13 protein-coding genes and 1 tRNA gene are annotated in these 14135 nt (G+C 55.4%); 5 read left to right on the top strand and 9 right to left on the bottom strand.

Annotated features, from left to right (window positions below):
- Nucleotides 1-2 precede the first annotated feature (2 nt).
- Nucleotides 3-1430, top strand: coding sequence for a magnesium transporter (gene mgtE, locus F3J26_RS02145; protein ID WP_166872271.1), 1428 nt, complete (start codon nt 3-5; stop codon nt 1428-1430).
- Between the two features lie 112 nt (nt 1431-1542).
- Here mgtE and F3J26_RS02150 read toward each other — a convergent pair.
- The 3 genes from F3J26_RS02150 to F3J26_RS02160 form a co-directional block, all read right to left on the bottom strand.
- Nucleotides 1543-1619: transfer RNA gene (locus tag F3J26_RS02150), tRNA-Pro, on the bottom strand.
- A gap of 76 nt (nt 1620-1695) precedes the next feature.
- Nucleotides 1696-3459, bottom strand: a complete 1764-nt coding sequence (gene yejM / locus F3J26_RS02155; protein ID WP_008459861.1) for an LPS biosynthesis-modulating metalloenzyme YejM — start codon at nt 3457-3459, stop codon at nt 1696-1698.
- A gap of 19 nt (nt 3460-3478) precedes the next feature.
- The gene (locus F3J26_RS02160) at nt 3479-3706 is read right to left on the bottom strand and encodes a YejL family protein (protein WP_008459871.1); all 228 of its coding nucleotides are present in this window, start codon (nt 3704-3706) and stop codon (nt 3479-3481) included.
- Nucleotides 3707-3842: 136 nt separating this feature from the next.
- On the opposite strand from F3J26_RS02160, the gene yejK reads away from it, so the two are divergent.
- A complete protein-coding gene (gene yejK, locus F3J26_RS02165) occupies nt 3843-4850 on the top strand; it encodes a nucleoid-associated protein YejK (protein ID WP_008459874.1) in 1008 nt (335 codons plus the stop codon).
- A 53-nt stretch (nt 4851-4903) separates the two neighbouring features.
- Here yejK and F3J26_RS02170 read toward each other — a convergent pair whose 3' ends face one another.
- The 3 genes from F3J26_RS02170 to radD form a co-directional block, all read right to left on the bottom strand.
- Nucleotides 4904-5359, bottom strand: a complete 456-nt coding sequence (locus F3J26_RS02170; RefSeq protein ID WP_166991005.1) for a DOPA 4,5-dioxygenase family protein — start codon at nt 5357-5359, stop codon at nt 4904-4906.
- A gap of 94 nt (nt 5360-5453) precedes the next feature.
- Nucleotides 5454-5738, bottom strand: coding sequence for a 50S ribosomal protein L25 (gene rplY, locus F3J26_RS02175; RefSeq protein ID WP_008459879.1), 285 nt, complete (start codon nt 5736-5738; stop codon nt 5454-5456).
- Nucleotides 5739-5865: 127 nt separating this feature from the next.
- The gene (gene radD / locus F3J26_RS02180; RefSeq protein WP_166991009.1) at nt 5866-7626 is read right to left on the bottom strand and encodes a DNA repair helicase RadD; all 1761 of its coding nucleotides are present in this window, start codon (nt 7624-7626) and stop codon (nt 5866-5868) included.
- A 198-nt stretch (nt 7627-7824) separates the two neighbouring features.
- Between radD and rsuA the strand changes: the two genes are divergently transcribed.
- The 3 genes from rsuA (at nt 7825) to F3J26_RS02195 (ending at nt 10419) form a co-directional block, all read left to right on the top strand.
- The gene (gene rsuA / locus F3J26_RS02185) at nt 7825-8526 is read left to right on the top strand and encodes a 16S rRNA pseudouridine(516) synthase RsuA (RefSeq protein WP_166991012.1); all 702 of its coding nucleotides are present in this window, start codon (nt 7825-7827) and stop codon (nt 8524-8526) included.
- A gap of 15 nt (nt 8527-8541) precedes the next feature.
- The gene (locus tag F3J26_RS02190; protein ID WP_166872287.1) at nt 8542-9738 is read left to right on the top strand and encodes a Bcr/CflA family multidrug efflux MFS transporter; all 1197 of its coding nucleotides are present in this window, start codon (nt 8542-8544) and stop codon (nt 9736-9738) included.
- Between the two features lie 336 nt (nt 9739-10074).
- Nucleotides 10075-10419, top strand: coding sequence for a YejG family protein (locus F3J26_RS02195; RefSeq protein ID WP_008459886.1), 345 nt, complete (start codon nt 10075-10077; stop codon nt 10417-10419).
- Between the two features lie 3 nt (nt 10420-10422).
- Here the strand turns inward: F3J26_RS02195 and yejF are convergent, their stop codons facing one another.
- Genes yejF through F3J26_RS02210 form a run of 3 tightly spaced genes read right to left on the bottom strand, consistent with a single transcriptional unit; the run spans nt 10423 to nt 14134 of the window.
- Nucleotides 10423-12012, bottom strand: coding sequence for a microcin C ABC transporter ATP-binding protein YejF (gene yejF / locus F3J26_RS02200; RefSeq protein ID WP_166991015.1), 1590 nt, complete (start codon nt 12010-12012; stop codon nt 10423-10425).
- A gap of 2 nt (nt 12013-12014) precedes the next feature.
- Nucleotides 12015-13040 carry a microcin C ABC transporter permease gene (locus tag F3J26_RS02205; RefSeq protein WP_166991018.1) on the bottom strand — a complete coding sequence of 342 codons (1026 nt, stop codon included), beginning with the start codon at nt 13038-13040 and terminating at the stop codon, nt 12015-12017.
- The gene (locus tag F3J26_RS02210; RefSeq protein WP_166991021.1) at nt 13037-14134 is read right to left on the bottom strand and encodes a microcin C ABC transporter permease YejB; all 1098 of its coding nucleotides are present in this window, start codon (nt 14132-14134) and stop codon (nt 13037-13039) included. The genes F3J26_RS02205 and F3J26_RS02210 overlap by 4 nt, the downstream gene beginning before the upstream one ends.
- Nucleotide 14135 lies beyond the last annotated feature (1 nt).

Below are 14135 nucleotides of genomic sequence, written 5' to 3' on the forward strand. Positions count from 1 at the left end.
TTATGACCGCCATTCAGAAATACAGCACCAAAGAGCGTGACCAGGACAGGGCGCGTATTCTGCAGATTCTGTTGACCAACAAAGCCGTCGCCAGCGGTATTCTGGCCAAAGAACCTTTCGCTGAAACACAGAGCGCCGAGCAGGATATCGCCGAGATAGTGACGCTGGTTGGGCGATTGCCCGCGCCGGATCTCGCCGATGTCCTGGAAGCCTTGCCAACGGAAGAGCGCTTAGCGCTATGGAGCCTCGTCACCGAAGACCGACGCGGTAGCGTGCTGGTTGAGGCTTCAGAGACGGTCTGGGATGACCTGATTGAAGATATGAGCGATAAAGCGCTGCTTAATGCGCTGCGCCCGCTGGATATCGACGATCAGATCTATCTGGCGCAGTACCTTCCTCGCGATCTGGTCGGGCGTTTGCTGGCCACGCTGCCGCAGAATGAGCGCACGCAAGTTCGCCAGATCCTGCATTATGACAAGCACAGCGTTGGCGCAATCATGGATTTTGAAGTGATCACCGTGCGTCCAGATGTCACGCTTGCCGTTGTGCAGCGCTATCTTCGTATTCGCGGCAAAGTGCCGCAGAACACCGACAAACTGTTTGTCACCAGCCGGGACAAAACGCTGTTGGGTGAGCTGGACCTCACCGCGATTCTACTGCATTCGCCGCAAACGCCGGTGCTGAAGGTGATGGACGACAACCCCACCTGCTTCGCGCCGGAAGATCATGACGAGCAGGCCGCGCGTACCTTTGAACGCGATGACTTGATCAGCGCCGCAGTGGTTGACAGTACCGGCAAGCTGATGGGGCGCTTAACGGTGGATGAGATTGTTGACGTGGTGTACGAGGAAACCGACAACGACCTGCGCCGCATGGGCGGCCTGAGCACCGAAGAGGATGTCTTTGCACCCGTCAGCAAAGCCGTGCGCACCCGCTGGGCCTGGCTTGCCATTAACCTTTGTACGGCGTTTGTGGCCTCACGCGTGATTGGATTATTCGAACATACCATTTCGCAACTAGTGGCTCTGGCATCGCTGATGCCGATCGTAGCGGGCATCGGTGGTAACACAGGTAACCAGACGATCACCATGATTGTGCGTGCGCTGGCGTTGCAGCATATTCAGGCGGGTAACATCTCCTTCCTGATGCTGCGTGAGCTTGGCGTCGCGTTGATCAACGGGCTGGTCTGGGGAGGCGTGATGGGGGGCATTACCTGGCTGTTGTACAACGACGCGGCGATGGGCGGCGTGATGACGCTGGCGATGATCCTGAATCTTCTGGTCGCGGCGCTGATGGGCGTCGTGATTCCAATGACGATGACCAAACTGGGCAAAGATCCTGCCGTCGGCTCAAGCGTGATGATCACCGCGATTACCGATACCGGCGGATTCTTTATCTTCCTGGGGCTGGCTACGCTGTTCCTGTTGTAAGTGTAAAACACCGCACAAAGCCGCCAGTTCAGGCGGCTTTTCTTTTGGCTGTTCAGGCAAAATCCAGGCACAAAAAAAACCAGCCATAAGAGGCTGGTTTTCAATGTTTATTTGGTCGGCACGAGAGGATTTGAACCTCCGACCCCCGACACCCCATGACGGTGCGCTACCAGGCTGCGCTACGTGCCGACGCAGAAGAATCATAGTACATTTTTCCGCGTTGATTGCAAGGGAATACGCAGCTAACTGTCTTATAAATAAACAATTAGTTGGCGATGAAGCGCTTCTCGTCAGTCAGCACCTGCAGCAGCAAATCAAGCTGCGGCTTGGTTTCATTGATCCGTTTACCCTGCAGATCGTACATCCGATAGTTGCCGTTGTTATTCAGCACCAGCGTCATCTCGGGCGTTGTCACGGCTAGGGTTTGATTGTCGGCACCAATCACCCAATTGTTACGGCGCGTCGCGGCAAATAAATCCTCCCCCTGAGAGTACTCATTGGCCGCCGTTTTAACGTGCAGCAGACGCTGCATCAGGGTGGTCATCACGTCCTGATGATCGGTGAGTTTGGTGATGGTCTGCGCAGGTGTGCCCGGCCAGTGAATCACTAGCGGCACCTGAATCCGCGCACGTGACCAGGCGAAAGAATCACGCTGGTCGCCGAGCGGAATCCCGTGGCCTGCAGTAATGATAACCACCGTGTTTTGCAGCTTGCCTGCCGCTTCCAGCGCATCCAGTACGCGTTTAATTTGCTCATCAACATTACCGGCTGCGCGGGAATAGCGCTGCTCAAAGCCCTGTTGATTTCCGTTATCGTCGATGCTGGTGCCGTTAAAGGCGACCCAGGAGAACCAGCGATTGTCCTCGGAAGCATACTGGTTAAGCCAACTGATCCACTGTGTTGCCGTCTGGCCGTCGGTCTGGTTTTTGGCCGGGCGCAACGAGAAATCAGACAGCAGGGCCTGGCGGTACATCGCCGAGTTAAAGCCGTCGGATGCAAACAGGCCAAGCTGGTAGCCCTGCTGATTTAAACCCGTAATCAGTGCGGCAGGGGTGCGGTTTGACAGCACACCGTCCATATAAGCCGGGGAGATACCGTAGAACAGGCCGAACATGCCGCTATCGGTGTTATTCCCGGAACTCATGTGCTGAGTAAAGCGGATATTATCGTGGGCAAATGCCTTCAACGCCGGCATATCTTTGCTCATGCTTGCGGCATTCAGCCCGTCAACGGTAATCAGCAGCACATTGTTACCAAGACCCATATCGCGAAATTGTAGATTACTCAGCGGATACTGGACCGACAGCGCTGCCGGGCTACCTTGCTCCACCAGCCTGCGCTGGTATTCCTTGGCATCCAGCAGACCGTGTTTTTCAAGGAAACGACGGGCGGTCATTGGGTATGAGAGCGGCAGATTAGCCCGCTGCATGGTAATCGGGCGATAGAAGTTAGCATCCGCCCAGATGTACATCAGGTGGCTACTAAAGAAAGAAATAAAGAACAGAATCACTAAAGGACGCGCGTATTGCCGACGACGCCCGAGGCTGCGCAGTTTTTGCCAGCTCCATGTCGCAAACAGCATCTCAATAAGCAAAATCACCGGCACGCTGATAAACATCAGCTGCCAGTCACGGGCCATCTCCCCCTGGTCAGGGTTAATCACCAGTTCCCAGACGGTGGGATTCAGGTGGAGGTGGAAACGCGTGAAAACTTCGCTGTCTATCAGCAGTAACGTCATGCCCGCCGTGGCCAGGGCCGCGCTGATAAAGCGCAGCAGGCGCTGCGACATGACGATAAACGTCAGCGGAAAGATAAGCAGTAAATAGGCGGCAAACACCAAAAAACTGAAGTGCCCAACAACGCTCACGTACGAATAAATTCGCCCCGTCAGCGTCGTTGGCCAGTCGGCGATAAACAGATAGCGGCTACCCAGCAGCATGGCCAGCAGGATATTAAACAGGGCGAACCAGTGCCCCCAACTGACCATTTGGGAAACTTTTTCGCGGTAGCGCTGACGGTTAGTCACCATAACTTGTTACGATAGTTCCTTAGTGGGCTTTATCTTCGCTCACCGAAGCTTGAAGCGCCTCAGCAAAGGAGCGAGCCAAAGGACGACGCTGAGCGGACGCCACGTCGGTGTTTATCAGATTGGTGACCATATTTCCCAATACCATCAGGGAAAGATCGGTAGGCGCGTGGTGTTTTTCCAGCACGGCTGCCAGTTCGGTCAGCATCGCTTCAACTTGTTCGTCACTGTAGCGGGATGTTTGTGGCATAAATTAAAAATCATTCGTATTCGGGAAAGGGCATTATCTTACCGTAGCAGGGACGATTTTTCCGCTTTTTTATCACGACTTGCGTCCCGGGAGCGGCAGTGGTTGAATACCGCCCGGTCTTAAAGGAGAGTTTAACATGAGTCTGGATATCAACCAGATTGCCCTGCATCAATTGATTAAGCGCGATGAGCAGACGCTGGACGTCGTGCTGCGCGACTCGCTGCTGGCAACTGACGGTGCCGTCGAAGAGATGATGGCGGAACTGCATCGCGTATATAGCGCTAAAAATAAAGCTTACGGCCTGTTCAGCGAAGAGAGCGAACTGGCCGAAGCGCTGCGCCTGCAGCGAAATGGTGATGAAGATTTTCTTGCCTTTACCCGTGCGGCGACCGGTCGTCTTCGCGATGAGCTGGCAAAATACCCGTTTGCCGACGGCGGTATCGTGCTGTTCTGCCATTATCGATATTTGGCGGTCGAATACCTGCTGGTGGCGGTGTTGAACAATCTGAGCAGCATGCGCGTTAACGAAGAGCTGGATATCAGCGCGACTCACTATCTCGACATCAACCATGCGGATATCGTGGCGCGTATTGATTTGACCGAGTGGGAAACCAACCCGGAATCTACCCGCTACCTGACCTTCCTTAAGGGCAGAGTGGGGCGCAAAGTGGCCGATTTCTTTATGGATTTCCTGGGCGCCAGCGAAGGGTTGAACGCCAAAGCGCAGAACAAAGGTCTGCTGCAGGCGCTGGACGACTTCACGAACGAAGCTCAGCTGGACAAAAACGAACGCCAGGCCGCGCGCCAGCAGGTTTACGCTTACTGCAACGAACAGCTTCAGGCGGGGGAAGAGATTGAACTTTCTTCGCTGGCGGATGAGCTGCCGTGGGCGGTTGACGACAAAAACTTCCAGCAGTTCACCGCCGAAAAAGGCTATGAGCTGGAAGAGAGCTTCCCGGCGGATCGCGGCACGCTGCGGCAGCTGACCAAATACGCTGGCAGCGGCGGCGGGCTGACGATTAACTTCGATGCCATGCTGCTGGGGGAGCGTATTTTCTGGGATCCGGCAACCGACACCCTAACTATTAAGGGAACGCCGCCGAATCTGCGCGATCAGCTTCAACGCCGTTCCTCTGGTAAATAACCTGTCAATACGGCCCGCCTGTTTTTAGCCGGGCCGTATCATCCTGCTGATGCTTAAGGCGACACCGTCGGGGCAGTATTCGGGATGTAGTCTGGCTCCGGTCCTTCGTTTTCAGGCAGTTGCTGCAAATGGCGGATCTCCAGCTTTTGCCCCATCCAGACGGCGTGATCGGTATGATCGGCCCTGGGTTGCCCGGTGTTGGGATGCAGCAGTACGGTTAACCCGCAGCGGTTCAGCATCAACCACGGCGCAAATCGCGCAAACGCCTCCGGCATAAAAGCAACCTGATACATTGGCAGCGCATGAGGGCCAACGGGCACATCGTGCCAGCGCCCTAGCAGCACTGAAAAACGCAGCGCAATCTCTGCCCGAATCCGTTCCGCAATCAGCCTTTGTTCAGGCGTCTCGAAATAGATATGGGCGTGGTAGCTTTGTATCGTCCTGATAGCCTGGATATCCTTCTCTACGGCGGGTACCCGCGATGCACCCGCAGGGATTTTTTCAACCATGGAATTTGTCTCTTTTGGCCAGGCGTGGCGTCGGAAATGCTTATATAACAAAAAACCCCGCCGAAGCGGGGTTTTTTTCGAACTTAACTCGCGATTAAGCGCGAACGAAGTCGATGTGAGTCAGTTTTGGCTTGAACGGGTGACGCTGCACAGCCTGAACTTTCACTTTTACTTCTTTACCGTCGATAGACAGGGTCAGAACTTCTTCGTAGAAACCAGGTTTAGCCTGCTGGTTCATTACGGCGTCGTGATCCAGTTCGATGGATACAGGAGCTTCCGCGCCACCGTAAACGATAGCTGGGAATTTGTTTGCTGCACGCAGGCGGCGGCTCGCACCCTTGCCATGCTCTTTACGTTCTACTGCATTGATAGTAAACATTGACTGTTTCTCTTTAAATAAGCCTGCTACAGGCGACCCAGCAGCAGGTAAAGTTTTCTGCTTTGCGGATGCAAAAGCGGGCGGCATTATAGCCGTATCCGGCTCTGCCGGCAATGAAAAGTACCCGTTAGCCGCGTAATTCGTTGGCCCGGCGGAAGCGCCCCTGGTAGTCAAAAACCTTTTCACGGACGTTCCAGAACTGGCCATTTTTACGGGCTACCACAAAATCTGGATGGCGTAGCAGCGGCTGCTGAGCCACAACATCCGCGACGGTGATCCAGCGTAACGGCACGCCGGGCGCGCGCGAGTGCGGGCGGATAAACAACTGTTCGAACGCCATGCGCTGGGCCGGCGTCTGGAGACGGAAGCGCTCGCTGACGTCTGCGCCATCTTCGTCGTAATAGGTGATTTTAAGCCAATCGCCTTTAGCATCTCCGCCGGACTGAAGCGTCATGCCGCTGCAGCGCAGCACCAGGGCATCTTTCAGCTTCAGCGCCGCTTTAAGCATATCGTCCGGGTCGACCAGGACGTGGTCACACTGATGGCAGCGGCGGGCGGCGATATCGTTTTCAGCATTGCAGTTTGGGCAGTTTTTGAAGCGGAAGCGGTAATCGCACTGCTCGCGCAGGCCGTCATCGTCTTCAAACCAGCCCTGACAGCGGCGGCCAAAGTGTTCAATCACCTTGCCATCAGCGGTGGTTTTTCCCCAGAAGGTATTGGCAAACCCGCAGGCAGGGCAAAAAACCTGCACCGGCACGTTGTCGCTCCTCCCTTTGGCGTGGCCCACTTCCGGCGTGAATAAATCGTGTGGGTTTCCGGCATAGTCGAGAATCAAACAGTCTTTTTTCCCCGGAGAGAGACGCAGGCCGCGACCAACAATTTGTTGGTAAAGGCTCACGGACTCGGTAGGGCGCAGAATGGCTATCAGATCCACGTGCGGCGCGTCAAAGCCGGTGGTCAGTACCGCTACGTTAACCAAAAAGCGGAATTGCTGATTTTTAAAAGCGTCGATGAGCGTGTCGCGGGCAGGGCCTGGCGTGTCGGCTGTGATCAGGGCTGCATCGCTTGCGGGCAGCAGGGCGGTTATCTCTTTCGCGTGCTCTACCGTGGCAGCAAAGATCATCACGCCGCGTCGGTCTGCGGCAAATTCAACGATCTGGCTAATGATATGCGGCGTGATGCGTTTTTGTTGTTTCAGCTCGCGGTTCAGATCCGCTTCGCTGAACAGCCCGTTGGACTGCGCCTGCAGACGGCTAAAATCGTACTGCACCACCGGCATATCCAGCCGTTCCGGCGGCGTCAGGTAACCATGCTTAATCATATAGCGCAGCGGGAGCTCGTAAATGCAGTCGCGAAACAGCGCCTTTTCATCGCCGCGAACCATGCCGTGGTAATGAAACTGATAAATCCAGCCTTTGCCGAGGCGGAAGGGCGTGGCGGTCAGCCCCAATAGCCGCAGCCGGGGATTGTTGCCGCGCAGATGCGCCAGAATTTGCTGATACTGGCTTTCGTCACTGTCGCCGATGCGGTGGCACTCATCGACAATCAGCAGGGAAAACTCACCGTGGAAATGCTCGAGGTTGCGGGCCACGGACTGAACGCTGCCGAACACGACTTTGCCCTGGCTTTCCTTGCGCTGCAGGCCAGCGGCGAAAATATCTGCCTCCAGCCCGAGAGAGACATACTTCGCATGGTTTTGCGCCACAAGCTCTTTCACATGAGCCAGCACCAGCACGCGCCCGCGCGCCACTTTTGCAAGCTCCGCAATCACCAGGCTTTTGCCCGCACCGGTGGGCAACACGATGACGGCAGGTTCAGGATGCTTGCGGAAGTAGCTGAGGGTGGCATCCACCGCTTCTTGCTGGTAAGGACGAAGAGTAAAAGACATGGCCGGGCGGTTTTTCAACATTGTTATCAAATGACTGCAACGATTATGCCATAAAGCACCGTTTTACCTTGAGAGAGTTTTTGATGTCGCTATACTGGCAAACTAATTATCAGGCAAACCAATTTCCACCTGAATGTGGGCTCCAGCCCCTGCCGCACGCTCACTTGTCGGCACCTTCATGAAACAGGCAATACACTAATGCGACTCGACAAATTTATCTCTCAGCAGCTCGGCATCAGCCGTGCTATTTCTGGCCGTGAAATCCGTGCTAACCGCGTCACCATTGACGGTGAAGTTGTGCGCGACGCCTCTTTTAAACTGCTGCCGGAACATCAGGTCGCGTTTGACGGTAATTCACTGACCCAGCAGCACGGCCCGCGCTACTTCATGCTGAACAAGCCGCAGGGGTACGTCTGTTCTACCGACGATCCCGATCACCCTACGGTGCTTTACTTCCTCGACGAGCCGGTGGCGCACAAGTTACATGCTGCAGGTCGTCTGGATATTGACACCACCGGCCTGGTACTGATGACGGACGACGGCCAGTGGTCACACCGCATTACCTCTCCACGCCATCACTGCGAGAAAACCTATCTGGTGACGCTGGAATCACCGGTTGAAGAAGGCACGGCGGAACACTTCGCCAAAGGCGTTCAACTGCATAATGAGAAAGACCTCACCAAATCTGCCGTGCTGGAAGTGATCACGCCGACGGAAGTGCGTCTGACCATCAGCGAAGGCCGTTACCATCAGGTAAAACGCATGTTTGCCGCCGTGGGCAATCATGTGGTTGGCCTGCACCGTGAGCGGATTGGCGACATCGCCCTGGATGCTGAACTGGCGCCGGGGGAGTACCGCCCGTTAACCGAACAGGAAATTGCCAGCGTCGGCATGCCCTAATCACCGGAGTCACTTTTGAGCCGTAAACAGAACTCTTCTGTCGGTATTATCGTTATCCTTGGCCTGCTGGCGATGCTGATGCCGCTGTCCATTGATATGTACTTACCGGCGCTGCCGATGATAGCCCAGGGCTTTAATGTCCCGGCGGGCAGCGCACAAATGACCCTCAGTACCTATATTTTGGGCTTTGCCATCGGGCAGATCTTCTACGGGCCGATGGCCGATAGCCTTGGGCGCAAGCCGGTGGTGCTGGGCGGCACGCTGGTGTTCGCGCTGGCGGCAATTGCTTGTGCGCTTTCACAGACTATCGATCAGCTAATTTGGATGCGTTTTCTGCACGGCCTAGCGGCCGCGGCGGCGAGCGTGGTGATCAACGCCCTGATGCGCGATATCTATCCGAAGGAAGAGTTCTCCCGGATGATGTCCTTCGTGATGTTGATTACCACCATTGCGCCGCTGGTAGCGCCAATGATCGGGGGCGCAGTGCTGGTGTGGTATAGCTGGCACACGATCTTCTGGATTCTGGCCGCCGCCGCGCTGCTTGCATCGGCGATGATTTTCTTCTTTATTCACGAAACGCTCGCCCCAGAAATGCGGCAGAAGTTTAATCTGCGCACCACGGCGGGCAATTTCGCCACGCTTTTCCGCCATAAGCGGGTGCTGAGCTATATGCTGGCCAGCGGCTTCAGCTTTGCCGGGATGTTCTCGTTCCTCAGCGCCGGGCCGTTCGTCTACATCGAATTAAACCATGTATCACCGCAGCACTTTGGCTACTACTTTGCGCTGAACGTTGTGTTTCTGTTCTTCATGACCATGATCAACAGCCGCTTTGTGCGTCGGGTTGGGGCGATCAACATGTTCCGTACCGGGCTATGCATTCAGTTTGCTATGGCGGTATGGCTGGTGGTCAGCAGCCAGCTGGATTTTGGCTTCTGGGCGATGGTGCTTGGCGTGGCGGTGTTTATCAGCTGCGTGTCGCTGGTGTCATCCAATGCGATGGCGGTCATTCTGGATGAATTCCCGCATATGGCCGGCACGGCGTCTTCGCTGGCCGGAACATTCCGCTTTGGCATTGGCGCGTTAACCGGGGCGCTGCTCTCGGTGGCCACCTTTAACACCGCGTGGCCGATGATCTGGTCCATCGCTATTTGTGCGACGGCCTCCGTGCTGTTCTACTTCTACGCCAGCAAAGCTCGCCACTCGAAAGCCTGAAAACTGCGGGCGTTTCTGTTCAGAAACGCCCGTACTCTTCCCGAAAATTCCCGTATAATCTCTGTTGATATAGGATATATGTTTCGCATATGTAAAAGGCTCAACTGTAAAAAGTCACAACTTTGTAGTTAAAAAGGTTGAGTTAGATCTCAGAAAGCGATACATATAGCGCCGAAACGCGTGCCATAGCACAAAAATAAAGCGTTAGTTTTGAAATCTCTACATGAGATGTGAGCCGTTTTAATGCTCGTTTAAACGCAATTTATCAACATTGTGTTAACCTTTGTGTAAAGAGTTTGAGATAAATTGCCGATTGGAACTTCCGGGGAAATGAAATTGAACACCATACAACTGTCCATCGTGCATCGTTTGCCGCAGAGCTACCGCTGGTTGACGGGTTTTGCAGGCTCCAGAGTTGAACCGATTCCGCAAAATGCGCAACAGGATGACGATTGCCTGATTGGCCTGAAGCTGCTTAGCCCGGACGGGGAAAAAGCGTGGCCAATCATGGATACGCTCAGCCAGGCATTAAGCGATATTGAAGTGGACAGCTCCGTCGTGGAGTGTGAAGGCGAGCCGTGCCTGTTCGTTAACCTGCAGGACGAGCTGGCGGCAACCTGTCGCCTGAAAAACGTGGGCGTTGCTATCGCTGAATCTTTTTCCAGCCATAACCCTTTCTGAATCTCAGGCGAGCGCCAGAAGCTGACGCGTGTAGTCGCTTTGTGGGGCGCTAAAGATCTGCCTGCAGTCTCCCTGTTCGACCACTTCTCCCTGACGCAGTACCACCATCTGATGGCAAAGTGCTTTCACTACCTGTAAATCATGGCTGATGAAGATATAAGCCAGGCGGTGTTTTTCCTGGAGAGATTTTAGCAGCGTCAGAATCTGAGCCTGAACCGAGCGATCGAGCGAAGAGGTCGGTTCATCCAACACGATAAGCCGCGGCTGCAAAATCAACGCTCTGGCGATAGCGATGCGCTGGCGCTGGCCACCGGAAAACTCAGCCGGGTAGCGGTGGAGCATATCCGCCTGCAGCCCGACCTCTTCCAGCGCCTGAACCACTTTGGCCTTACGTTCTGCGGCGTTTAACGCCGGATGATGCACCCGCAGGCCTTCCTCTACAATTTGCAGCACATCCAGGCGTGGATTCAGTGCCGAATTAGGATCCTGGAACACCACCTGCACCTGGCGGCGCAGCGGCAGCAGCTGCTTACGGTTGAGCTGGTGGAGCGGCTGGCCGTCAAACCAAATAGTGCCCGTGGAATGAATCAATCGCAGCAGCGCCAGGCCGGTGGTGCTTTTGCCCGATCCTGATTCCCCAACCAGCCCTAGGCTTTCTCCTGGCCGCAGTTCAAAGCTAAGATTTTTAAGCCCGTAGTGGTGTCCCACCGTTCTTTTCAGCAGGCCCCGGCGAATGGGAAACGCAACCTGCAGATCCTCAACTTTGAGCAGGGGAATAACGTCTGCTGCCAGCGGCACCGGGTCGCCGGACGGTTCAGCGTTCAGCAGCTGTTGGGTATAGGGATGCTGTGGATGACTGAACAGATCGGTGGTGGGCTGTTGCTCCACGCATTTGCCGTGACGCATCACCGCCACGTTGTCCGCCAGCTTTTTCACGATACCCAGGTTGTGGGTGATAAACAGCAGGCCCATATTCAGTTCCTGCTTCAGCTCTTGCAGCAGCTGCAGGATCTGCGCCTGAACCGAAACATCCAGCGCCGTCGTCGGCTCATCGGCAATCAGCAATTCAGGGCGAGTCAGCAGCGCCATCGCAATCATTACGCGCTGGCGTTCGCCGCCGGACAACAGGTGAGGGTAGTCCTGGAGCCGGGTCGCAGGGTTGCGAATGCCCACGCGATCGAGGCAGGTGAGGATCTCCGCGCGAGCAGGTTCAGGCCGCATTCCCCGGTGGAGAGAGAGCACTTCATACAGCTGTTTTTCGAGGGTGTGCAAAGGATTGAGCGACACCATCGGTTCCTGAAATATCATTGCGATTTTGTTGCCGCGCACGCCACGCAGCGTCTTTTCCGGTGCGTTTAGCAGGTCTTTGCCGTGAAACAAAATTTCCCCGGAGGGATAAACCACCGGCGGAGACGGCAGCAGGCGCAGCACTGAAAGCGCCGTCACGCTCTTGCCTGAGCCAGACTCGCCGACCAGCGCAAGGGTTTCACCCGCTTCCACCCGAAGCGAAACCGAGTCCACCACCTGCCGCAGGTTTTTGCCCTGCTGGAAAGCAATAGAAAGATCGTTGATAGCGAGAAGCGGAGTGGTCATGGTCAGCGCGCCTTAGCCGGATCAAAGGCGTCACGAACCGCTTCGCCAATAAAAATTAACAGGGAGAGTAAAATGGCCAGAGATAAGAACGCGGAGATGCCCAGCCACGGTGCCTGAAGATTATTTTTGCCCTGAAGCACCAATTCCCCCAAAGAGGGCGACCCCAGCGGCAGACCAAAACCGAGGAAATCGAGCGAGGTCAATGTCGTTATCGACGCACACAGAATGAACGGCAGGAAGGTCAGGGTAGCCACCATGGCGTTGGGCAGCATATGCCGGGTCATGATTGACCAGTCGCTGACGCCCATCGCCCGCGCCGCGCGAATATAGTCGAAGTTGCGGGTGCGCAAAAACTCCGCCCGCACAACGCCCACCAGCCCCATCCAGCCAAACAAAACGGTGATACCCAGCAGCCACCAAAAATTGGGCTGTACCACGCTGGAGAGCATAATGATCAAAAACAGCGTCGGCATACCGGACCAGACTTCAATCAACCGTTGTCCCCACAGGTCAATGCGTCCGCCGTAATAGCCCTGCACCGCCCCGGCCAGCACGCCAATGATGCTGGAGAAAAAGGTCAGTAACAGGCCGAAGAGCACGGAAATGCGCGTGCCGTAGAGGATCCTCGCCAGCACATCGCTGCCGTTGGCGTCGGTGCCAAGCCAGTTTTGTGCGCTGGGTGGCGAAGGAAAAGGGACATTGCTGGCGTAGTTGATGGTGTTGCTGCTAAAACGGATCGGCGCCCAGAGGACCCAGCCTTTTTCATTCAGGCGTTCCGTTAGCCAGGGATCCTGGTAGTCCGCAGGGGTTGAGAGCGGGCCGCCAAAATCACTTTCGCTGTAGTTTTTCAGCGCCGGGAACCAGAGTTTGCCCTCGTAGTTCACCACCAGCGGGCGCTCATTGGCGACCAGCTCTGCGCCCATGCTCAGGACAAAAATCAGCGCAAAGATCCACAGCGACCAGTAGCCGCGACGGTTCTGACGAAAGCGCGCCCAGCGCGCCTGGTTTACCGGGCTTAATCGGCTCATCCGCGTCCCTCAAAATCGATACGGGGGTCGACCAGCGTGTAGGTGACATCGCTGATGATGTTGGTCAGCAGGCCAATCAGACTAAAAATATAAAGGGTGCCGAAAATTACCGGGTAGTCGCGGGAAATTGTGGCTTCGTAGCCCAACAGGCCCAGCCCGTTAAGGGAAAACATCACCTCAATCAGCAGCGAGCCGGTGAAGAACATGCTGATAAACGTCGCCGGGAAACCGGCAATCACCAGCAGCATCGCGTTACGAAAGACGTGGTGATACAGAATTTTTTTCTCATCCAGCCCTTTGGCTAGCGCCGTCACCACGTATTGCTTGCGAATTTCATCGAGAAAGGAGTTTTTCGTCAGCATGGTTAACGTGGCAAAGCCGCCGATAACCGTCGCCAGCACCGGCAGCGTGATGTGCCACAGATAGTCAGTTATTTTGCTGTACCAGGGCAGGGCGTCAAAATTGGCCGACGTTAGTCCTCGCAGCGGGAACCAGTCGAGATAAGTCCCGCCGGCAAACAGCACAATCAGCAGGATGGCAAACAAAAATGCCGGAATGGCGTAGCCGATAATAATGAAAATGCTGCTCCAGATATCAAAGCTGCTGCCATTGCTGACCGCCTTACGGATCCCCAGCGGAATCGACACCAGATAAATAATCAGCGTGCTCCACAGTCCGATGGAAATGGAAACGGGGAGGCTGTCTTTTATCAGCTTAATCACCGAGGAGCTACGGAACAGGCTGTTGCCAAAGTCGAAACGCAAGTAGTCGCCGAGCATAGTGAAATAGCGCTCGTGTAGCGGTTTGTCGAACCCGTAGCGATGCACAATATCGGCAATGACTTCCGGATCAAGTCCGCGGCCCCCACGATACTGGCTGCTGGTGGCGTCACCCACGCCCGTTCGGGCATGACCGCTGCCCATAGCGTCGTTGCTCATGCCCGGCATGCCGGTTGTGTGGCCCATTTGTATTGCGGCAATGGCCTGATCCACCGGCCCACCAGGGGCAATCTGCACGATGAAAAAGTTGATGGTGATGATCGCCCACAGCGTGGGAATGATAAGCAGCAAACGCCGCAGAATATAAGCGCCCACG

Origin of the sequence: Enterobacter sp. Ap-867 (assembly GCF_011752855.1) — a bacterium.
In the GTDB taxonomy this organism is placed as follows: domain Bacteria; phylum Pseudomonadota; class Gammaproteobacteria; order Enterobacterales; family Enterobacteriaceae; genus Cedecea.

What these genes read in the sequence shown, in the direction of transcription:
- mgtE (WP_166872271.1), top strand. Translation starts at nt 3, where the DNA reads ATGACCGCCATTCAGAAATACAGCACCAAAGAGCGTGACCAGGACAGG.
- yejM (WP_008459861.1), bottom strand. Translation starts at nt 3,459, where the DNA reads ATGGTGACTAACCGTCAGCGCTACCGCGAAAAAGTTTCCCAAATGGTC.
- F3J26_RS02160 (WP_008459871.1), bottom strand. Translation starts at nt 3,706, where the DNA reads ATGCCACAAACATCCCGCTACAGTGACGAACAAGTTGAAGCGATGCTG.
- yejK (WP_008459874.1), top strand. Translation starts at nt 3,843, where the DNA reads ATGAGTCTGGATATCAACCAGATTGCCCTGCATCAATTGATTAAGCGC.
- F3J26_RS02170 (WP_166991005.1), bottom strand. Translation starts at nt 5,359, where the DNA reads ATGGTTGAAAAAATCCCTGCGGGTGCATCGCGGGTACCCGCCGTAGAG.
- rplY (WP_008459879.1), bottom strand. Translation starts at nt 5,738, where the DNA reads ATGTTTACTATCAATGCAGTAGAACGTAAAGAGCATGGCAAGGGTGCG.
- radD (WP_166991009.1), bottom strand. Translation starts at nt 7,626, where the DNA reads ATGTCTTTTACTCTTCGTCCTTACCAGCAAGAAGCGGTGGATGCCACC.
- rsuA (WP_166991012.1), top strand. Translation starts at nt 7,825, where the DNA reads ATGCGACTCGACAAATTTATCTCTCAGCAGCTCGGCATCAGCCGTGCT.
- yejF (WP_166991015.1), bottom strand. Translation starts at nt 12,012, where the DNA reads ATGACCACTCCGCTTCTCGCTATCAACGATCTTTCTATTGCTTTCCAG.
- F3J26_RS02205 (WP_166991018.1), bottom strand. Translation starts at nt 13,040, where the DNA reads ATGAGCCGATTAAGCCCGGTAAACCAGGCGCGCTGGGCGCGCTTTCGT.